General features: G+C 72.0%; 16 protein-coding genes, 1 tRNA gene and 3 pseudogenes. 6 read left to right on the forward strand and 14 right to left on the reverse strand.

The features are described from left to right. Nucleotides 1-5: 5 nt before the first annotated feature. From ehuD to ehuB, 3 genes are read right to left on the reverse strand one after another with little or no spacing between them, the layout of a single operon-like run. The gene (gene ehuD, locus OG568_RS31660; RefSeq protein WP_329534002.1) at nucleotides 6-656 is read right to left on the reverse strand and encodes an ectoine/hydroxyectoine ABC transporter permease subunit EhuD; all 651 of its coding nucleotides are present in this window, start codon (nucleotides 654-656) and stop codon (nucleotides 6-8) included. Next, entirely contained in the window at nucleotides 653-1,372 is a 720-nt protein-coding gene (ehuC, locus tag OG568_RS31665; protein WP_329534003.1) for an ectoine/hydroxyectoine ABC transporter permease subunit EhuC, read from the reverse strand. The genes ehuD and ehuC overlap by 4 nt, the downstream gene beginning before the upstream one ends. Beyond that, a complete protein-coding gene (ehuB, locus tag OG568_RS31670) occupies nucleotides 1,369-2,298 on the reverse strand; it encodes an ectoine/hydroxyectoine ABC transporter substrate-binding protein EhuB (RefSeq protein WP_329534004.1) in 930 nt (309 codons plus the stop codon). The genes ehuC and ehuB overlap by 4 nt, the downstream gene beginning before the upstream one ends. A 107-nt stretch (nucleotides 2,299-2,405) precedes the next feature. Between ehuB and OG568_RS31675 the strand changes: the two are divergent. Beyond that, nucleotides 2,406-2,795: pseudogene (locus tag OG568_RS31675) on the forward strand (DUF3830 family protein); the annotation flags it as partial. A 1-nt stretch (nucleotide 2,796) separates the two neighbouring features. On the opposite strand, the pseudogene OG568_RS31680 reads toward OG568_RS31675, so the two are convergent. Both OG568_RS31680 and OG568_RS31685 read right to left on the reverse strand, forming a co-directional pair. After that, nucleotides 2,797-3,036 (reverse strand): annotated as a pseudogene (locus OG568_RS31680) (amidase family protein); the annotation flags it as partial. 29 nt (nucleotides 3,037-3,065) lie between these two features. Then, nucleotides 3,066-4,016, reverse strand: a complete 951-nt coding sequence (locus OG568_RS31685) for a D-2-hydroxyacid dehydrogenase (protein ID WP_329534005.1) — start codon at nucleotides 4,014-4,016, stop codon at nucleotides 3,066-3,068. 202 nt (nucleotides 4,017-4,218) lie between these two features. Here OG568_RS31685 and OG568_RS31690 point away from each other — a divergent pair. The 3 genes and pseudogenes from OG568_RS31690 to OG568_RS31700 form a co-directional block, all read left to right on the forward strand. Next, nucleotides 4,219-4,783 (forward strand): annotated as a pseudogene (locus tag OG568_RS31690) (decarboxylase); the annotation flags it as partial. Beyond that, complete coding sequence (locus OG568_RS31695; RefSeq protein WP_329534006.1) at nucleotides 4,780-5,511, forward strand: maleate cis-trans isomerase family protein; 732 nt, start codon at nucleotides 4,780-4,782, stop codon at nucleotides 5,509-5,511. The pseudogene OG568_RS31690 and the gene OG568_RS31695, both read left to right, overlap by 4 nt. 353 nt (nucleotides 5,512-5,864) lie before the next feature. Continuing rightward, entirely contained in the window at nucleotides 5,865-6,959 is a 1,095-nt protein-coding gene (locus OG568_RS31700) for an LLM class flavin-dependent oxidoreductase (protein WP_266687543.1), read from the forward strand. 13 nt (nucleotides 6,960-6,972) lie between these two features. Here OG568_RS31700 and OG568_RS31705 read toward each other — a convergent pair whose 3' ends face one another. Further along, a complete protein-coding gene (locus tag OG568_RS31705; RefSeq protein WP_329534007.1) occupies nucleotides 6,973-9,021 on the reverse strand; it encodes a putative bifunctional diguanylate cyclase/phosphodiesterase in 2,049 nt (682 codons plus the stop codon). Between the two features lie 464 nt (nucleotides 9,022-9,485). Between OG568_RS31705 and OG568_RS31710 the strand changes: the two genes are divergently transcribed. Beyond that, a complete protein-coding gene (locus tag OG568_RS31710) occupies nucleotides 9,486-11,045 on the forward strand; it encodes a M6 family metalloprotease domain-containing protein (RefSeq protein WP_443077794.1) in 1,560 nt (519 codons plus the stop codon). A 90-nt stretch (nucleotides 11,046-11,135) separates the two neighbouring features. Here the strand turns inward: OG568_RS31710 and OG568_RS31715 are convergent. From OG568_RS31715 to OG568_RS31745, 7 genes are all read right to left on the reverse strand, one after another. Then, nucleotides 11,136-11,209: transfer RNA gene (locus OG568_RS31715), tRNA-Lys, on the reverse strand. Continuing rightward, entirely contained in the window at nucleotides 11,200-11,835 is a 636-nt protein-coding gene (locus tag OG568_RS31720) for a bifunctional DNA primase/polymerase (protein ID WP_329534008.1), read from the reverse strand. The genes OG568_RS31715 and OG568_RS31720 overlap by 10 nt, the downstream gene beginning before the upstream one ends. 168 nt (nucleotides 11,836-12,003) lie before the next feature. After that, nucleotides 12,004-12,387 carry a hypothetical protein gene (locus OG568_RS31725; protein ID WP_329534009.1) on the reverse strand — a complete coding sequence of 128 codons (384 nt, stop codon included), beginning with the start codon at nucleotides 12,385-12,387 and terminating at the stop codon, nucleotides 12,004-12,006. Nucleotides 12,388-12,568: 181 nt separating this feature from the next. After that, nucleotides 12,569-13,903 (reverse strand): AAA domain-containing protein, encoded by a 1,335-nt coding sequence (locus OG568_RS31730; RefSeq protein WP_329534010.1) that lies wholly within the window; start codon nucleotides 13,901-13,903, stop codon nucleotides 12,569-12,571. Then, on the reverse strand, nucleotides 13,900-15,516 hold the full coding sequence (locus tag OG568_RS31735) for a hypothetical protein (protein WP_329534011.1): 1,617 nt from the start codon (nucleotides 15,514-15,516) through the stop codon (nucleotides 13,900-13,902). Before OG568_RS31735 ends, OG568_RS31730 begins: the two co-directional genes overlap by 4 nt. Beyond that, on the reverse strand, nucleotides 15,507-16,697 hold the full coding sequence (locus tag OG568_RS31740; RefSeq protein WP_329536513.1) for a hypothetical protein: 1,191 nt from the start codon (nucleotides 16,695-16,697) through the stop codon (nucleotides 15,507-15,509). Before OG568_RS31740 ends, OG568_RS31735 begins: the two co-directional genes overlap by 10 nt. Then, complete coding sequence (locus OG568_RS31745) at nucleotides 16,648-17,649, reverse strand: phosphatase PAP2 family protein (RefSeq protein ID WP_329534012.1); 1,002 nt, start codon at nucleotides 17,647-17,649, stop codon at nucleotides 16,648-16,650. Before OG568_RS31745 ends, OG568_RS31740 begins: the two co-directional genes overlap by 50 nt. A gap of 261 nt (nucleotides 17,650-17,910) precedes the next feature. Here OG568_RS31745 and OG568_RS31750 point away from each other — a divergent pair, with 261 nt between their 5' ends. Further along, nucleotides 17,911-18,507, forward strand: a complete 597-nt coding sequence (locus OG568_RS31750) for a histidine phosphatase family protein (RefSeq protein ID WP_329534013.1) — start codon at nucleotides 17,911-17,913, stop codon at nucleotides 18,505-18,507. A 20-nt stretch (nucleotides 18,508-18,527) separates the two neighbouring features. Here OG568_RS31750 and OG568_RS31755 read toward each other — a convergent pair whose 3' ends face one another. After that, nucleotides 18,528-19,976: a hypothetical protein gene (locus OG568_RS31755; protein ID WP_329534014.1), complete on the reverse strand. Its 1,449-nt coding sequence runs from the start codon at nucleotides 19,974-19,976 to the stop codon at nucleotides 18,528-18,530. Nucleotides 19,977-20,092 lie beyond the last annotated feature (116 nt).

Consider the following 20,092-nt stretch of genomic DNA (forward strand, 5'->3'; position numbering starts at 1 on the left):
GGGTGTCAGCGGACAAGACGTCGCTCCAGGGCTCGCAGAAGGAGGGAAGCGGGACAGGAAATGAGGATGAAGGCCACGCCGATGACCGTGAGCGGCTCGGTGAACCGGAAGTGCTCCTGCGAGTACAGCCGCGCCTCACCGAGCATCTCCAGCACGGTGATCGCCATCAGCATCGGGGTGTCCTTGAGCATCGAGATGACGTAGTTGCCGAGCGCGGGCACCACCCGGCGGATCGCCTGCGGCAGGATCACCGCGGTCCAGGTGCGCCACGGCGGCAGGTTGAGCGCCGTGGCCGCTTCCCACTGGCCGGCCGGCACGCCCTCGATGCCGGCCCGGTAGACCTGCATCGTGTACGTCGAGTAGTGCAGCCCGATCGCGACGACACCGGTGGTCAGCGCGGAGAACGTGATGTTCCACTCGGGCAGCACGTAGAAGAGGAAGAACAGCTGCACCAGCAGCGGGGTGTTGCGGATGAACTCCGTGACGACCCCTACCGGCCAGCGCACCCAGCGGCTGGGCGTGCGCATCAGCAGGGCCCACACGAGACCCAGGGCGAAGGAGATCACCGAGCCGAGGGCCAGCGCCCGCAGGGTGACCAGCAGTCCGTCCCGGAAGTGCGGCATGAAGTCGCGTACCGCGCCCCAGTCCCAGTTCACGAGGCACCTCCCGTCGCGCCGACGCCGGTGGCTTCCGCGCGCCGAGGTGTGGTCCTGGCGGGCTCCGGCGCCTTGCCGATCCCGGCCTTCAGCCGCCGCTCCAGCGCGCGCATCAGCCGGGTGATCACGAAGGCGATCGCGAAGTAGATCAGCAGGACGTACGCGTAGATCTCCGCGCTCTGCTGGAGGGCGAGCCGCACGAGGTTGCCGCTGAACGCCAGATCGCCCATGCCCATGATCGACACCAGGGCCGTGCCCTTGAGCAGCTCGACCAGCAGGTTGCAGAAGGAGGGGATCATCTCGGGCACCGCCTGCGGCAGCAGGATCAGCCGCATCCGCTGCCAGGGCGTGAAGCTGAGCGCGATGCCGCCCTCGCGCTGGGCGGGGTCGACGGCGTTCAGGGCGCCGCGCACGATCTCACTGCCGTACGCCCCGTAGGTCAGCCCCAGCGCCAGCGTGCCCGCCCACATCGGGACGAGCTGCCAGCCGAACGCGAGGGGCAGCACGAAGTACACCCAGAAGATCATGATCAGCGCGGAGGTGCCGCGGAACACCTCGGTGTAGCAGCCCGCGAGGAAGCGGACGATCCACCGCCGCGAGGTGCGCGCGACACCGACGGCGAACGACACGGCCCCGGCCACCAGCGCGCTGAGGAACAGCAGCTGGACGGTGACCCAGACACCTTCGAGTACGAGTTCCCAGAGTCCCGAGGTCATCCGCCGCAGAGCTCCTTCGCGGTCATGTCGGTCATCTCGGCCCGGGTGAACCCGAAGGGCCGCAGGATGCGGAACAACTCCCCGCCGGCCTTCAGCTTCCTCAGTTCCACGTTGAAGGCGTCGCGCAGCCGCGTCTCGGCGGAACGGAACGCGAAGCCGCCGCCGTCGACGTGCGGTCTGCCCTTCACCAGGGGCGCGAACGGCTTCGTGCTCTCGGCCTTGCGGGACTTCCTGGCCACCTCGCGGGTGGTCAGCGCGGTCCCGGCGAAGACGTCGACACGCCCCGCCTCGACCGCGTTCAGCCCGGCCACCTGATCCGGCACGATCAGGATGTCGCTCTCCTTGGACCCCGCCTCGACGGCGTGCTGGATCTGGGCGTACCCGGTGCCGGTCGCGAACCTGGCCTTCTTCGCCACGACGTTCTTGTAGTCGTGCAGGCCCTTCGGGTTGCCCTTGCGCACGACGAAGGCGTCCAGCATCTGGTAGTCCGGGTCGGCGAAGACGACCTGTCGGCAGCGTTCCGGGTTGATGTACATCCCCGCGGACACGACGTCGAACTGCTGCGAGTCGAGCCCGGGAATGAGCGAGCCGAACTCGGTCGGCACGGGCTGCACCCGGTCGATGCCCAGCCGTTTGAAGATCACCTTGGCGAGTTCGGGCGCCTCGCCGGTCAGTTCACCGTTCTTGTCGATGTAGCCGAACGGGATCTCACCGGCTATGCCCAGCCGTACGACGCCCTGGGCCTTGAGCCGGTCGAGGAGATCACCGCCGTTGTCGGACGCGGTGGCGACCCGGGTGCAGCCGGCGGCGCCCAGCGCGCCGACGGCACCGAGCGCGGAGACACCCGCGAGCAGCGACCGCCGACTCGGACTTCGTTTCGCCGCGTCGGTCCCGTCATTCCCGTCATTCCTGAGTGGTGGAGCCATGGCCGCGCGGCTACCCGAGAGCATGCGAAGTATTCGGATCGATTTCGGCCCCGTACGACGTCGAGTGATGTCGAGGCGCCCTTGACTCCGGGGAGACCATGGAACGCATGGCGGATCGATTCATCGAGATCTCGCTGGTCAAGCGATGGGTCCACTGCACGGCGAAAATGCTCGACGACCGGGCGCCGGTCACCTGCGCGGCGGTGTGGGACGCGCTTCCCCTGGGCGGCGACGTCTACCACGCGAAGTACGCGCGCAATGAGATCTACGCCCTTTTCCCGCCTTTCGCGAAATCGGAGCCACCGCTGGAAAATCCGACCGTCACCCCCATTGCCGGAGACCTCTGCCATTTCGCCTTCGCGGGCACGGAACTGGGCACCAAGGCCTACGGCTACGACACCGACGTACGCCCCGGCACCACGGTCGTCGACCTGGCCCTCTTCTACGAACGCAACAACCTGCTGCTCAACGGGGACGTGGGCTGGGTCCCGGGCATCCCTTGACGGAGACCGGAACGCCGTCCAGCAGCCCCGCCGGCTCACCCCGCCGCCAGCGGTCCGCGGACCGTTCCGCCCGCGCGAGGGCCGCGTCCGCGTCGAGACGCACGAACGCGTTCACGTCCGGCCCGCTCTCCTCGGCCCTGCGCAACGCCGCCCGCGTGGCGTCCACGGGGCTGAACTCGCCCTTGCGGTAGCCGTCGAGGAGTCGTACCGCGGTCAGCTCGACGAGTTCCGGCATCGGCCCCTCCAGAGGAAGTCGGGGAAGTCTCAGTGTCCCGGTACGTATCCGCGCTTCTTGTCGACCACGTTCGGCAGCGGCCTGCCCGCCTCCCAGCGCTCGTACATCTCCACGAACTGCGCCCCGAGTTCGTCCCGCCAGCCGACCGTGTCCCCGCTCATGTGCGGCGACACGATCAGCCCGGGGACGCCCCACAGCGGGCTGTCCGGGCCGAGCGGCTCGTGCTCGAAGACATCGAGGGCCGCGCCCGCGATCCACCGCTTCGACAACGCCTCGGCGAGCGCGTCCTCGACGACCAACGGCCCCCGGCCGACATTGATGAAGCGTGCAGAAGGCTGCATCATCCCGAAGCGCCGCGCGTCGAACATGCCGTACGTCGCCTCGGTGAGCGGCGCCGCCGACACCACCCAGTCGGCGCGCGCCATCAGCCGGTCGAGCTCCTCGGGCCCGTGGATCCCGGTGCGCGCGGTGCGCCCCACCAGGGCCGTCGTCACCTCAAGTGCCTTGAGCGTCTTGACGATCGCCCGTCCGATCGGCCCGGAACCCACCACACACGCGCGTGTGCCCGCCACCCGCTGCGACTCCCGGTGCCGCCACTCCCGCTGCCGCTGCAGATCCCAGGTCCTCGGCAGGTCCTTGGCCATCGCGAGGACCAGCGCGGCGACGTACTCGGCGATCGGCCGGTCGAAGATGCCGCGCGCGTTGGTCACCACCGTGTCGGACGCGGCGAGTTCGGGGCACATGAGGTGGTCGACGCCCGCGCTCGCCGTGTGCACCCAGCGCGGTCTGGGGCCCTCGCCGGGCCAGGCGCGGCGCACCGCGTGCGAGCCGAAGTCCCAGACCAGCAGTACGTCCGCGTGCGGCAGCCGCTCGGCCAGCGTCGACTCGTCGGCGTGCTCGATCCGCACCCGGCCGGTGAGTCTGCCGAGGCGGGGGAGCGGCTCGGCGTCCAGGACGAGGAGGGTGGTGGTGCGGGACACCGGGCGCGGTGTTCGGGGGAAACCGTTTCGCAATGCGAGTCCGCTTTCCTGAGAGTTCCTGGGTTCCTGGGTTCCTGGGTTCCTGGGTTTCCGGGTTCCTGAGTGGAGGAGCCTGTGGGGCGGGGGCGGCCGGAGCCGTCTGAGATGCGCGGATTGACCACGCTCGCACCCGAACCTACCTTCGTCAACACGGACGCACACACGGTCCGTTGCCCCTTCGTCTTCCTTCGGCTTCGCCCTCGACCGCGAGCTGTGGCGCTGGGTCCCCGACGACGTCTCCCTGCACCTGACCCGCACCCCGTTCGTACCGGTCGAGGTCAGCCTGGACCTGGCCCGCCTGGTCTCCGAGCACGAGACGCTCGGCGACGCGGTGCGCGCGCTGAACGCGGTCGCGCCCGAGGTCGTGGCGTACGCGTGCACCTCCGGCAGTTTCGTGGGCGGGGGAGGTGGCGTCCCCGACCACCTCCGGCGCACTGCTGGAGGCGCTCACCGAGCCGGCCGCCCACCGGATCGCTCTCGTCACCCCCTACACAGTCTCGGTCATCCAGTCCCTGGTCGACATGGCCCGCCACGCCGCGCGGTCGTACGACGTCATCCCCCAGCTGGAGGCGGAGCTGCGCATACCGGTGATCTCGGCCAACCAGGTGACGATGTGGGCGGCGCTGCGTCACCTGGGTACCCGGGCGGTGGGCCCCTATCAGCGGCTGATCGATCACGCCGCCCGCGGGGGACCTGTACTGCCGGAAGAACAGGAAGGTTGGGCATGACCGCACTCGGATTCCTCTACCCGGGTCACTCGGCCGAGGACGACTACCCGCGCATCGAACAGCTCCTGGGCAGCGACGTCCGCCTGCAGCTGGTCCACACGGACATCGGGGAGGACGCCCACCGGGTCGACGCGCTGCGCGAGATGGGCTCGCCGGCCCGGCTCGCGGCGGGCGTCGAGGAGCTGCGGCTGTCCGGCGCGGAGGCGGTCGTCTGGGCGTGCACCAGCGGCAGCTTCGTGTACGGCTGGGAGGGCGCCCACGAGCAGGTGCGCGCGCTGGCCCGGGCGGCCGGGCTGCCCGCGTCCTCCACGTCCTTCGCGTTCGCGCACGCCGTCAGGGAGATCGGCGCCCGGAGGGTCGCGATCGCGGCGACGTACCCGCAGGACGTGGCGGACCTCGTCGCCGCGTTTCTTCGGGAGGCGGGGGTGGAGGTCGTGTCGACCAGGGCCTCCGGGATCGTCACGGCGGCGGAGGTCGGGACGTGGGGCGAGGCGGAGATCCTGGCGGTGGGCCGGGCCGGCGACCGTCCCGACGCCGACGTCGTCCTCCTCCCCGACACGGCCCTCCACACGGCGGCGCACCTCCCGGCCCTGGAGAAGGCCCTCTCCAAGCCGGTCCTCACCGCCAACCAGGTAACGGTCTGGGAGGCCCTACGCCTCGCCGGCCGCAAGGTGAACGCCCCCACCCTCGGCACCCTCTTCACAAAGGCACCCATCATCCAGGTGTAAGTCCTCCGGGGTGTGCTCTTCGCCTGCGGCTGAGTGGGGGCTGGTCGCGCAGTTCCCCGCACCCCTAAAAGCCGCCACCTGGCCCGGGTCTTCAGCCCGTCCGGCGTTTGAGGACGAGGCTGGGGCCGATGCCCCACCCACCCCGGTCAGCCCGCACCTCCAGCCCGTCCGGCGTTTGAGGACGAGCCCTTCGGGCGATGCGGGGGTCCAGGGGGCGCAGCGCCCTTGGCGGGGTCTGGGGCGGAGCCCCGGAAGGATGGGACGGGTAGGGGCGGCGGGGGCGGGAATAACCGGGGACTGTCTCCTGTTGGCGCCCTGAGGACAGCAACACGTACGCAACAGGAGGCACCCCGGTGGACGACACGGACGAGATCCGAGGCACCGCACAAGGCACCGCGCCCGTACCCCTCTCCGTACTGGACCTGGTCACCGTCGGCGCCGGCCGCACCGCGACCGACGCCCTGCGCACCAGCGTCGCCATCTCCCGCCTCGCGGAGTCCCGCGGCTTCCATCGCTACTGGGTCGCCGAACACCACTCCATGCCGGGCGTGGCTTCCTCCTCACCCGCGGTGATCCTCGCCCACCTCGCCGCCCACACGACCCGCATCCGCCTGGGCTCGGGCGGCGTCATGCTCCCGAACCACGCTCCCCTGGTGATCGCGGAGCAGTTCGGCACGCTGGAAGCCATGGCCCCGGGCCGAGTGGACCTGGGCCTGGGCCGAGCCCCCGGCACGGACGGAGCCACGGCCGCCGCCCTCCGCCGCACCGAGCGCCTCCACGAGGGTGCCGACGACTTCCCCGAGCAGCTCGCGGAGCTGACCCGCTTCCTGGACGACGACTTCCCGGACGGCCACCCCTACGCCCGTATCCACGCGGTCCCGGGCCCCGTCCAGTCGACCTCCCCGGGCGGCGTACAGTCCCCGCACCGCCCCCCGATCTGGCTGCTGGGTTCCTCCGGTTTCAGCGCCCGCCTGGCCGGCGTCCTCGGCCTGCCCTTCGCCTTCGCGCACCACTTCTCGGCCCAGAACACGATCCCGGCGCTGGACCTCTACCGCGAGTCCTTCCGGCCGAGCGCCGTGCTGGACGCCCCCTACGCCCTGATCGGCGTCTCCGCCCTCGCCACGGACGACGAGAAGGAGGCCCGCCGCCAGGTCAGGGCCGCCGCTTTGAACATGGTCCGGCTGCGTACCGGCCGCCCGGGTCTCGTCCCGACCCCCGAGGAGGCGGAGGCGTACGACTTCAGCCCGATGGAGCGTGAGTTCGTCGACTCCTGGAACGCCAACGTCATCCACGGCACCGCGGACGAGGTCCGCGCCGGCCTCGACGACCTCCACAAGCGCACCGGCGCCGACGAGCTGATGCTCACGGGCAACGCCCACGGCGGCGACGTACGCCTGCGCTCCTACGAACTGATCGCGGACGCCTACGGGCTGCCGAAGGCCGGATAGCGGCCGCTCGCGGTCAGGACTTCGCCGTCAAGAGGGCGGAGATACGATCCGGCGCCACCGGGCGGGAGTACAGCCAACCCTGCCCGGTGTCGCAGCCGATGCCGCGCAGCCGGGTGGCCTGGGAGGCGGTCTCCACGCATTCGGCGGTGACCGTCAGGCCGAGCCGGTGCGCGAGTTGGATGAGGGCCTCGACGATGACCTCGTCGGCGGGGTTGGGGTGGGCGCCGTCGGCACCCCCGTCGGGCCCCTCGTACTGGAAGCCGCGGACGAAGGAGCCGTCCAGTTTCAGGACGGAGACCGGCAGGCGGCTGAGGTAGGCGAGGTTGGAGTAGCCGGTGCCGAAGTCGTCGATGGCGATGCGGACGCCCATGTCGCTGAGGGCCTGCAGCGCCTGCAGGGGCCGGCCCGCCGAGCCCATCACCGCCGATTCCGTCAGCTCCAACTGGAGCAGACGCGGGGCGAGACCCGTCTCCGTGAGGATCTCCGCCACGTCGGCGACCAGGTCGGAGTCCCACACCTGCCGTACGGCGACATTGACGCTGACGAAGATCGGCACCGCGTCCGGGTGGTCCAGCTGCCATCGGCGGGCCTGGCGGCACGCGGTGGCCAGTACCCACCGGCCGAGCTGCACGATCGAACCGTCTTCCTCGGCCAGTCCGATGAACCGATTCGGCGTCAGCGTGCCGAACTGCGGATGGTTCCAGCGGACCAGCGCCTCGACCCCGCGCACCCCGCCGTCCTCCATGCCCACCAAGGGCTGGTATTCCAGGGCGAATTCGTTCCGCTCGATCGCCGCCCGGAGGGTGGAGGAGAGCGCCTGACGGGTCATCCGGTGGGCGTTGCGCTCCGGGTCGAAGAGTGTCCAGCGGCCCTTGCCGTCGGCCTTCGCCCAGTACAGCGTGGTGTCCGCGGCCTGCATCAGATGGGTCGCGGACGTCCCGGCGGCGCGCCGCTCGACGACCCCGATCGACGCGGAGACCGACAGCCGCTGGCCGGAGAGGTCGAAGGGCGTCTGCAGTGACTTCAGGACGGACTCGGCGAGCTCGGCCAACTGGTCCGTCCCCGTGGAGTCCTCGACCAGGAGCGCGAACTCGTCGCCGCCCAGCCGGGCCACCAGGGGAGTGGCGCCCCGGGCGTAACCCGCCTCGTCGGCGCAGCGCGTGAGCCGTTCGGCGACGGCCGCCAGCAGCCGGTCGCCGACCCGGTGGCCGAGCGTGTCGTTGACCGCCTTGAACCCGTCCAGGTCCAGATAGCAGAGCCCGATCCGGCCGGTGCCGCCCTCTTCGTACGCCTCCGCCTCCAAGGCGGACGAGAGCCGCTCGAAGAACAGCGTGCGGTTGGGCAGCCGGGTCACCGGGTCGTGCATCTGCAAGTGCCGCAGCCGTGCCTGGAGTTCACGGCGGGCGCTGATGTCCGCGATGGACACCAGTACCGCCTCCTCCTGCGCGGGCAGCGGCGCGACCGTCACCTGCACCCAGAGCGAGTGCCCGTCGGGATGCTTGAGGCGGCGCGCGCAGCGCAGCCGGGCCTGCCGGCCGCGCAGGACCTCGCGGTACGCGTGCCAGGTGCGGGCCTCGGAGGCCAGATCCACCAGATCCGCCGCGATCCGCCCCACGAGCGCGCCCGGTCCGGTGCCGAGCAGCGCGCCGAGCGACTCGTTGGCGATGACGACCAGACCCTCGCGGTCGACCACGGCCATCGGAAGGGGCGCGGCGGCGAAGGCGGCACGGAAGGCATCGGGAGATGCCGGTGCGCCGGCGGACGGGACGAGCGCCGCGTCGGGGACGGCCTCGGGCGTGTCGGGGACGAACCCGGGCGTGTCGAGGGTGGACTCGGGGATGTCGAGGGTGCCGAGGTGTGTTTCCGCCGGGGCGTACGTGCTGGGAGAGGCTCCGGTGCGAGGGGATGCGTCGGGGGGTGAAACGGCGGAGACGGATGCGCTGGGAGGCGCCCCGGCGTACGTACGAGGAGACGTACGCGGAGATGTGTCGATGTGACGCTCTGTGACGGCCGACCGGATGAGATCTGCCGCGGGCGTCGGCCCTTCGGACGTTCCGCTCACCGCTCGCTCCCGCAGTGCACTCGTTCTTCGTATGGGTCTCTCGGGTGGTCGGCCGGTGCTGGACGGCCGAACAAGCCGTGTCCGTGCAGGAAAGTGTGCCGATCATAGAGGCTGGTTCCGGAGCCTTCCAGCCACAGTCCAGTGTCCCGGAACAACCACCGGTTCTGACAGATCGTTTCTGCCTGCTTCTGGACCGGTTCCTGCGTCCCGCGATCACATGTGACGTTCCGTGAGTGTTCGGGGTGTCGTTCGGGGTTTCGGCTATGCGCGGCCGCTCACTCTTCCGGCGCAGGCAAACAGGGCGAAGTGCTACTAACCCACACAAGCTGGGTGCGGTGTCCCGAAAACCGCATCCGGAGGTCGACGTGCCGCGTCAGCGCCCCCTGAGGGGTCTCGCCCGAGAGGCTCGGCAGGGTCGAACCCGTGACGTGCCGCGGGTTCCTGACGTCCCGACGGTTCTCGGCGTGCCGAGGGTTCTCGCCCGTCTGAGCGCGCAGCGCTGGCGCAGTACCGCGGCCGTGTTCACCTCCATGACGGCGCTGGCCGCGACCTCCCTGATCACGGGCCCCGCACTCGCCGAACCCCTCTTCTCCCCCTGCGCCCTGAGGCGGACCGAGGCCCACCACTCGGAGGGCCTCGACACCTGGAACGCCGACTACCCACGCCCCACCCACCCCCTCGACGCGGTGCTCGTCTATCTGTCCTTCCCGGACTCCCGGCCACGCACCACGCCCGCCGAACTGGCCGCCGACTACTTCCCGGCCACCAGCCAGTTCTTCGAGCGCGCCTCGTACGGCAAGTTCACGCTGCGCCCGCATCCGCAGCGCGACTGGATCCAGATGCCGCACGCCTCCACCTCGTACGCCATGAAGCGCGACTGGAACGCCGCGCGGCGCGGCGCCTATCTGCGGGACGCGGTCGCCGTGGCCGACCGGCAGGTCGACTTCTCCCGCTACGACATCGTCTACTTCGTGGCCGATCCGGACGCGCCGGGCGTCGACTCCGACGCGACGAAGGTCGTCAACCTCGACAGCCCCATCGAGGCCGACGGCAAGGACATCCGCCGCGTCGTCACGGTCTTCGAGAAGCACCCGCCGGACCGCCTCGTCCTCGCCCATGAGACGGGGCACGTCTTCGACCTGCCCGACCTCTACCACCGCCCCTCCGACGGCAAGGGCGACTGGGACACCTATGTCGGCGACTGGGACCTCATGGGCAGCCAGTTCGGCCTCGCCCCCGACCTGTTCGGCTGGCACAAGTGGAAGCTCGGCTGGCTGGAGACGCGCCAGGTGGCATGCCTGCGGGAGCACGGGACCGCGAGGCTGACGTTGGAACCGCTGGGCTCGGGGCCGGTCACGGGCGGGGCGGGGACGGCGGCGTCCGGGGCGCCGAATTCCGCGACGAGCACCGCCGCCCTGCCCGGCCCGGCACCGGTTCGGGGCTCCGAGGGGTCCTCCCCGGGCTCCAGGGGGTCCTCCCCGGGCTCCAGGGGGTCAGCCCCGGGCTCCGGGGGGTCGGTTTCCGGTTTTGGGGGGTCCGCCCCGGGCTCGGAGCTGTCCGTCCCGGGCCCCGGAGCGTCCGTCTCCGTCGCCCCCTCCGGCCCGGTGGGGGCCGTTTCGGGCTCCCGGGTGCGGGCCTCGGCCCTGGCCCTGCCCACCTCGGTCCCGGGGGCGCGCATCTTCGGTTCCGGTCGCGGTACCAAGCTGGCGGTCGTCCGTACGGGTCCCGACAGCGCGCTGGCCTTCGAGGCGCGCAGCTCGACGGGCAACGACGGCGCCACCTGCACCCAGGGTGTCCTGATCTACCGCATCCGCAGCGAGACCGACTCCGGCGGTGGCCCGATCGAGGTCATCGACGCCCATCCGCACTCCGAGTCCTGCTGGGGCGACTCGGTCTACCCGCCCCTGGCGGACGCGCCGGTCGGCCTCGGGGAGAGCTTCACGGTCCCCGGTGAGCACGTGCGCGTCGAGGTCGAGGACCGGACGTCGTCCGGGGCGTGGACGGTGAAGATCACGACAGGCTGAGCCTGCTTGCCCCCGCGGCGCCGGTGTGGGGCCTCCGGGCCCGGACACGCAAGAAGCCCCCCGCTCACGCGAGGGGCTTCTCACCGTCTGTGCGCCGCCAGGGACTCGAACCCCGGACCCGCTGATTAAGAGTCAGCTGCTCTAACCAACTGAGCTAGCGGCGCCTGCTGACGTCGTAGACCTTAGCATCCTGATCGGCGGGAGGAAAAATCGATATCCGCACCGCGGCGGACGCGGCCGTGCGGGCCGCCCGGACAGCCGCCCACGCCAGGATCTCGGGCCCAGGAAGCCAGGGATGCCGGGTGTCGGGGGCCACCAGCCAGCGGGAAGTGAGGTGGGCCACGGGGCTCAGCGCGGGGACGGTCACGGCGTCGCCGACCCCGTGGCAGAGCAGCGGAGGGACGGCGTCGACGCGCCCGGATCCCCCCGACTCACCCGCCCCCCACCCCTCCCACTCCAGGAGCGACGACAGGCGCTGCGCGGTGCCCGGCGCGCTGAACAGCAGCATCCGCCCACGGTGCACGGCCACCGGGCCCGAGCCCGGCCCCTCGTCCCACAGCCGGTCGAGCATCCGCCGGCCGAAGATCGCGGGCGTGTTGACGATGTCGAAGGCGGTGCCGCAGGGCAGGACGACCGGGGCGCTCGGGCGTTCCTCCCAGAGGGTGAGGGTGCTGCGCGGATATGTTCCTGCCGAGGCGAGCCAGGCGGCTCCGTCCGGGGTGACGCCACAGACGTCGAACCGGTCGGGCAACGGGGCGGCGGAGCTTGCCGGATTCCGTGTGCTGCTCATGCCTATGAGATCTACCGTCGGTAAGCATCCGGCCCCCGAGAGTTGCGAGAACCCAGGACAGGGAGCAGGGGAGGGGAGTATCTTGCCCCCTGGCATATGCCAGCCTGAGGTGTTCGGGGGCGCGGGGAACCGCGCGATCAACCCCGCGGTCACACCGGAACGACCGGCTCACGCATGGTCGCCCACCCCGTGCCCGAGCCCACGCCCGTCCCCCTCGGCCCCCCGCAACAGATCCCGCCCGAACTCGACCATCTTCTTCGCGTAGTCCTCGGTCCACTCGGCCCGCTCCGCGATCGCGGCCGGCGTAAGCCGGTCGAACCGCCGGGGATCAGCCAGCTGCGCGGCGGCGATCGCCTGGAACTCGAGCGCCCGATCGGCCGCGGCACGAAACGCGAGCGTCAGCTCCGTGGCCCGCGCCAGCAGCGCCCGAGGATCGTCGATCGACTCGAGATCGAAGAAGTGCTCAGGATCACCGGCCGCCTCCGCGGGCTCGAAGAGCAGGGGCGCGGGGCGTAGCCGCGGTTCGTTCCGACGCGGCGTGGGCTCCGCCATGTCTTCTCCTCCTCGTACGGTTCAGGGGGCCCGCTTCGGGGGTGGGCCACCGTCCATTCTCCCCCGCCCGCGCAAGTAGGCCCGTGTGAGCTGACCCGCACAACCGTGCAAGCCGGACCCACGGCCGACGAACATGGATCTACGGCCGCCAAACGTGGATCCACGGCCGCCGAACCCGGGTCTACGGGCGCCACACCACCCGATGCTCCGCCAAATGCGACAGCACCGCGTGATTGGCCTCCCAGCCGTCAGGGAACTTCACCGTGACGCCCAGCTGCACCGGCTCCGTCGACGGATGGTCGTCCAGCAGCTCCGTCACCCCCGCCCGGCACACCACGATGCACGCGTGCCGATGCCGTGAGGCGAGGACGCACAGCCGCCCCGTCTCCAGGTGGAACGCGGTCGCGTCGGGCCGCCCGGACAGCGGATGCAGCACCACGGTGACGTCGAACTCCCTCCCCTGGAGACGATTCGCCGTGTCGACGGTGACGTCCGCGACCCCGAGGTCGGCGAGCGCCGCCCGTACGGCCGCCGCCTGATCCCGGTGCGCCGTGCCGACGGCGATCCGGTCGGCGGTCAGCGGCACCGGTTCGTCCGCCCGCTCCGAGGTGGCCGCACCGCCCCGGTCCAGCAGCCGTCGTACGACCTGGGCCACCGCCCGTACCGCCTCGGGGTCCGTACGCGGCGTGTGCCGGGCCGGCAGCTCCAGCAGCCCCCAACCCGCCTCCGCCGCCTCGTCGATGACCCGGTCGGGACCCGAACCATCCGACGCCACACCGAACTTCAGCCTCCGGTCACCATGGCCGGTGCCGCTGCGGAACGGCGTGTACGGGTAGAACGCGTCCGAGACCAGCGGCGCCGCCGAGGCCGGTAGCCGCCACGACACCGGGAGGCGGTGCTGCGGCAGTTCGGGGTTGTGGGCCAGCAGGGTCGTCACCGCGGACGCCGACGGGTCGTACGACAGCCCCGCCCACTGCTCCGAGCCGACGATCGCGAACGGGTCCAACTGCCCGGGATCGCCGACGAACAGCGCCCGCTCGAAGAGCCCCGCCACGGCCAGCAGCGCGTCCGACCGCATCTGGTAGGCCTCGTCGACGATCGCGTGCCGCCATGGCTCGACCCCCTTGACGTGGGCCCACTTGGCGGCGGTCGACACGACCACGTCCAGCCCGGCCAGATCGCCGGCCTTCGTGGACTTGCGTACGTTCGGCAGGTCGTCCAGAGCCTTGTCGTAGGGGTCGGGATCGCTGCTGTGCAAGCGCCCCACCGGCAGCTCCGCGTTCTTCTCGGCGAGTCGCAGTACCAGGTCGTCGACCTGCGCGTTGGTCTGCGCGATGACCATCAACGGGCGCCCGGCGGAGGCTAGTTCGAGCGCCGCGCGGACGACGAGGGTGGATTTCCCGGCACCCGGGGGCGAGTCGACCACGACTCCGCGGTGCGTGCCGTGCAGGGTGTCGCGCAGGATCGCGTCGGTGGCGCGGCCGGCCGCGGCTCCGGGATCGAAGACGGTGGTCACAGGAGGTCCTCCTCCGTCATCGGGTCCGGCTGCGGCACTGCGTCGGGCTCTCCCGGCGGTCCGCCGTGCGTCCACGGGGTCTCCTCCGGGTCGGGCAGCTTCGCGCCGCCCCGCTGCTCGTGCTCGAAGAGCGTGAAGCAGAGGAGGTCCCCCTTCTCCGGCACGGACCCCGTCTCGGGCTCCTTGCCGCGCCCCATCTTGTCGACGATCCGCAGGACCACCAGACCGTCGCCCCGCCCGTCGCCCTCCGGTGACTCCTCGTACCCGACGAACTCGGCCGCCTGCGGCTTTCCGCCCAGCGACCGGTACACCTTCGTGCGCTCCCCGAGGTGCGGCCGGTCGTCCGTGCGCACGGTCACCAGGGGGCGGGGGCTGGGCCGTTTGCTCTCGCTGTATGCCATGACGACGTCCGTCACCTCGCCCGCGAAGGCCTCGCCGACCAGCCGCCGCCCGGCCATGACCAGCGGATCGTCGAGGGCTTCCTGCGCGTCCAGGCGGGCCTGTTCGCGCTCGCGCGTGGCCAGTTTGTTCGCCGCGGTGACCGCGTCGTCACGGCGCGGCTGCGGGGGCTCGCCCGCGGTGATCCGGTCGCGGTGGCCGGTGAACGACCAGCGGTCGCGGGTCCACCGGTCGGTCGCGTGGGTGCCCTCGGGGAGCGTCCGGAGCAGGTCGAGGCCACGCCACACCGCGTCCCAGGTGGGCCGGGTGACCCGCTCGACGAGGGCGCGGATCTCGTGCTCGGCGGCGGTGAGTTCACCGAGCCGGTCGTCCGCCTCCAGGCCGTCCTCGGCGCCGGCCAGGGCGGTCCGCGCGCGGTCGTAGCGCTCGATGGTGGGAGCGAGCAGTTTGTTGTCGAAGGCGGGGTCGGTGGCAGGCCCGGCGGGCGGGCACACGAGCTGTCCCCGGGCGTCCCGCCGCAACTCGGCCCGTAGCGCGGCCTCCGCGCCCGACGCGCCCTCCGGGGGGTCGATCCAGGCGAGCAGCGCCCCCAGGTGCTGGTCCTCCAGGCTGCTCTGGCCGGTCGCCCAGTGCCGGGACAGCACGTCGGTGAGGGCGAGCAGCAGGGCCGAGCCGGGCACCCGGGCCCGCTCCCCGAAGTGCGTCAGCCACCGCCCGAGCAACGGCACCCGGGGCGGCGCCGGATGGGGTGCCTCCGGCTCCTGCTCCGCGGTGCGCCGAAAGCGCGTGGAGCGGCCGAGGAGCCGTACGAACTCCACGCCCGCGCGGCTCGGCACGATCAGCTGCGGGGCGTCCGCGCACAGTTCGACCTCGACCTTGACGCGCTTGCCGGTCTCGGGATCGGTCTCGCTGCGCTCGGCCGCCTCGACGACGTCCGCGTACGTGTCCACGTACGGCAGCACGACATCGGCCAGCTCCGCGAGGAACGCGAACCGCAGGTCACGGTCCCGGGGCTGGGGCACGACCAGCAGGCGGGGCGCGTCCCGGTCCGTGCCGACCAGCGCACCGAGCGGGGCCCCGGCCTCACCCGCGGTGGTCAGCGGTACGAACACCAGGGGCCGCTCGGTGAGATGCCGGTGCCGCACGGTGGCGAGGGGCTGGGCCCGCCCGCTCTCGACGGCCTCCAGCCGGGCGAGGGTGGCGATCAGCGACAAGGGGCCACCTCCGGGAGGACTTCACTGCCCAGCTCCGGCCGGCCGGTGGGAGGCGTCGCGCGTCCCCGCAGGGCCTCCGACCGCAGTGTCGCGGCCCTGCGCAGGGCAGCGACCGCCGGGTCGTCGGGGTCCCCGGCCGCGCCGTGGGCCGCGGCCAGGACCTCACCGATCGTCGTCAGCCCGCCCAGCTCGGAGCGGAGCGAACGCCCCAGGGCCGTCACCACGCCCTCGGCGCGGGAGCGGTCACGGCAGTGGAAGGCGAGCTCGCAGGCGGCCAGGCACTCGGGGGCGTACGCCGCGGGGACGGACTCGACGGCGGTCGTCAGGTCGGCGGCCGGAAGGTCGGGGCCGAAACAGGTGCCCTCGGGGAGGGTGTCCGCGATGTCCTCGACGCGCGTGAGGCGGGCCAGCTGACGGCGGGTGACCGCGCGCTGCTTGCGGATGTCGACGGCGGACGCGGTGGGCAGGTTGGAGAAGTCCTTGGGGCAGACCAGCAGGACCCGGTGGCGGACCTCGGGGGCGGGATCGCCGCCCTGGGCGAGGTGCGCGGCGACCTCCTCCAGGGCGAGCACGTAGACCGCGGACTGGCGGGCGGCGGCGCCCACCTTCGCCGGGTCCGCGGAGCCGTCCAGCATCGGGAAGGACTTGATCTCGACGACCGTCCAGCTTCCGTCGGGGTGGACGACGACGGCGTCCGGCTCCAGGAAGGCGGGGGAGCCCGCGACGTCGAGGGCGAGCATGGGGTGGTCGAGCAGGGTCCAGACGCCGGCCGTGGTGGCCTCGCGCAGAGCGAGCGCCGTACGGGCCGCGCGCCCCTCGGGGCCGACCGCGCTCAGGTCGGGGACGACACCGGCCGTGGGCGGCTCGGCGCCCGGGTCCAGCTTCTCGTGCACCAGCCGCAGCAGCTCCGCGCCGCCGTCGGCCTTGACCCGCGCCTCGAACGCGTTTCCCCGCATGAAGGCGAACTGGGACTGGCCGAAGGCGGACGGCGAGCCCAGTGCGTCCGCCAGCTTCGCCTTGTCGACGCCCGCGCCGTCCAGCAGGGCGCGCCGCTCGCACCCGGGGTTCGCGGCGAGCGCCGCGAGGGCCCGCGCGTCCAGCGCCTTCGGTGGTACGGCGGGACCGCGCAGCTCAGCGAGCCGCTGTCGCAGCGCCTTCCCCGGCGTCCTTGGGGGAGGCACCCGGTTCGGCTTCGGGCCCGGGTAGGGACTCGCGCTGTCGGGGAATTCGCTCACCCGCGGAAGTCTGGCATCCACCACTGACAATCGAGGAACGTGTGCCGCGCGAGGCGTCCGCGATCCACGGGATGCGGGCACCCAGCGACTCCCGCACGCGGTCCGCGAGCCGCATCACGTACGGGGCCAGCAGTAGCCCGATCCCCATCACCGTGACACCCGCCACCGCGTCGAGGAAGTAGTGGTTGGCGGTGCCCATCACGACGATCGTGGTCAGCAGCGGATAGGCGATGCCCGCGAGCCGGGCGACGCGGGTGCGGCCGTGGCGCCACAGCATCACTCCGCACCACAGCGACCAGCCCACGTGCAGGCTGGGCATCGCCGCGTACTGGTTGGTCATGCCGCCGAGGCCGCGCGGTGCGCTCGCCTCGCCGCCCCACCAGCCGTACGAGCTGTACTGGGCCATCGTGTCGACGAAGCCGTGGCCCGCGGAGAGCAGCCGGGGCGGGCAGGTCGGCAGCAGCGTGAAGCCGATGAGGCCGATCAGCGTGGAGGTCATCAGCCAGGTACGGGCGGCGCGGTAGCGCACGGCCCGGGAGCGGAAGAGCCAGATGAGGATCGCGGGCGTCACCAGATAGTGCAGCGACGCGTACCAGAAGTCGGCGGGGACGCCGAGCCAGGCCTCGCGGGTGAACAACCGGTTCAGCGGGTGCTCGGCGTTGAGGTGGAGGGCCTTCTCGATGCGCAGGATCTCGAGGCCGTGGTCCACGGCGTCGTGGGTGTTGCCCCGGGCGAGCAGCCGGCCCGCCGAGTACGACGCGTACACCAGCACGAGCAGTGGCAGCTCGGTCCACCAGCGCAGCCGGGTGTGGGACGCGGCGGCGGTCCGCAGCTCGGTCCACCGGCGGAGCCGGGCGCGTGGTGCCGCCTCGGTTCGCCGTGCATCGGTCTGCGGCATCCGATCGCCCTCCCCCATCTGCTTGCGTGACCTGTGGTTGCTGCTTGCGTGACCAGCCGATTGCGGTCCGGTGACGCGACCATGCGATTTTACGGTGTATGTGAACGGCCTGAGGAGGCGCCCCCGGTCGTCAAAGACGCAGAGATCGGCCACCGGGTTGCCCGATGCGCCGGTGAGCGATGATGGAATCACCCATCCCCCAGGTCCGCGTCTCCTCCTCGTCCCGTACGTCCTTCACGCGAACCGGAAAGGCTTCTCTCCATGGCACCGCGCATCCTGCTGGCCCGGCACGGTCAGACGGAGTGGTCACTGTCCGGCAAGCACACCGGCAGGACCGACATCCCGCTCCTGGAAGAGGGCCGACGCGGCGCCAAGGTGCTGGGGGAGCGACTGCACCGGGCGCCCTTCGACGGGCTCCCCGGCGTCGAGGTGCGCACCAGTCCGCTGGCCCGCGCGCGTGAGACGTGCGAACTGGCCGGCTTCGGCGAGCGTGCCACCGCCTGGGACACGCTCATGGAGTGGGACTACGGAGCGTACGAAGGCATGACCCCGGCGGAGATCCAGGCGGTCCGCCCGGGCTGGTTCATCTGGCGTGACGGCGTCCCCGAGGGGGAGACCCTGGAGCAGGTCACGGCGCGCGCGGACGAGGTCGTCGCGTGGGCCCGCGCGCAGGACCGGGATGTGCTGGTCTTCGCGCACGGGCACATCCTGCGTTCGATCGGCGCCCGCTGGCTCGGCCTCCCGCTCGACTTCGCCGCCCGTATCCGCCTCAACCCGACCTCGCTGTCGGTGCTCGGCTGGGCTTACGGAGAGCCCGCGATCGAGGCGTGGAACGACTGCGGACACCTGACCGCGTGAGCGCCGTCCGACCGTAGGGATCACGGGATGCGCGGCAGACTCGCGTGGCGCTCCAGGAACGCGGAGACCCCCGACGCCCGGCGGTGCGGCAGCAGTACGCGCGCGGTGCCCGCCAACATGGTCTGGATACGCGACGACTGGACCTCGCCCAGCAGGTCGAGGACGCGCAGACCCGCGAGGGCGGCCTCGTCGGGGCGGCCGCCGCGCGCGAGGTCGTCGGCGAGCTCGGCCGTGTAGAGGGCGATGTTCCGGGTGAAGTGCGGGTCCTGGAGGTGCGCGGCGCGCCGGGCGTGCCGGGCCGCGCGGGTCCAGTCGCCCAGCGTCGACCAGCACTGCGCCTCCAGACCCTCCAGTTCGGCCTCTCCGTAGAAGGTCATCCACTCGGGATCGGTCTCCGAGGGGCCGCGCTCGAAGAGCGTCTGCGCGCGGACGAGTGCCTGCTCGCACCCCGGGCGGTCGGCGAGTCCGGCCCAGCCGCCCGCCTCGCGCAGCGCGAGCAGCGACAGCAGCCGCGGGGAGCCGAGCGGGCGCGCCGCGCGCTGTGCCGCCTGCGCCGCGCGCACGGCCTCGCGGGGGCGCCCCGCGTCGCGTGCCAGGAACGCCGTGTTGCAGAAGGCGTGCGCCTCGAGGGCCGGGTCGCCGGCCATCCGGGCGGTTGCCAGCGCCTCGGCGTAGTGCGAGCGCGCGTCGTCGAAGCGCCCGGAGTCGTGTGCCAACCAGCCGACCGAGATCGCCAGTTCACCCGCCCCCGCGTACAGCCGGTCGGCGGTGGTCTGCCGGGTGGTGCCCGCGTCGAGCAGCTCGTAGGCGGTCCGCAGCGGCGCGGCGGCCCGCCGGTAGAGGCCGTCGGCCCCGTGCCGGTCGTCGAGCAGCCGGATCCGGCGGACGGCCTCTTCGAGGGCGCCCGCCTCGGACGTCCCCACCCGGTGGCCACGACGGTCCGCGGCCGCGGCCGGAGCGCCGAAGGCGACCCCGAAGGGGCCCAGTGAGGCAGCCGCCACGGTGGCGGTGCCTCCAGTCATGAATGCGCGACGTTGCACGTCGCTCTCCTCGTGGTTCTCGTGCGTGTCATACGGGTCCTGCGTGTCATACGTCTCGTGCGTCTCCTCCGTCTCACCAGTGGCGTACGTCGGGCTCGTGGTGTGGGGAGGGGACGCCTCGTCCGTGCCGCGCGCCCCCCGGCCGCGTACGGACGAGCGGGGCGAGAAGCCCAGATCGGTCAGCGTGCGGCCGGGGAACATGTGCAAGAACACCCGTTCGTAGGCGTAGTTGGGGCAGCGGATCTCGCCTGCCTCCACCCGTCCGATGTAGCGCGCGTCACAGCTGACCCGCTCGCCGATCTCGCGCGCGGCCCTCCGCACCGCCGCGGCGAACTCGCCCGGCGAGCGCTGTCCGCGCAGCCGCCGGAAGGCGAGATTCGGCCGTGGTGGCCGGGGGGACTGGGACGAGGTCACCGCTGACGACGCCATGGCCGGGCCCTCTCTTACGAACCGTCGAACCATGCCGGACTCGAGGCGAGTTGTCCGTGTCGTACCGTGTGTCGCCTCGTCCCGGCGGAGCAAGAACGTACCTGCTGTGACGGCGT

The organism is Streptomyces sp. NBC_01450, assembly GCF_036227505.1.
In the GTDB taxonomy this organism is placed as follows: Bacteria; Actinomycetota; Actinomycetes; order Streptomycetales; family Streptomycetaceae; genus Streptomyces.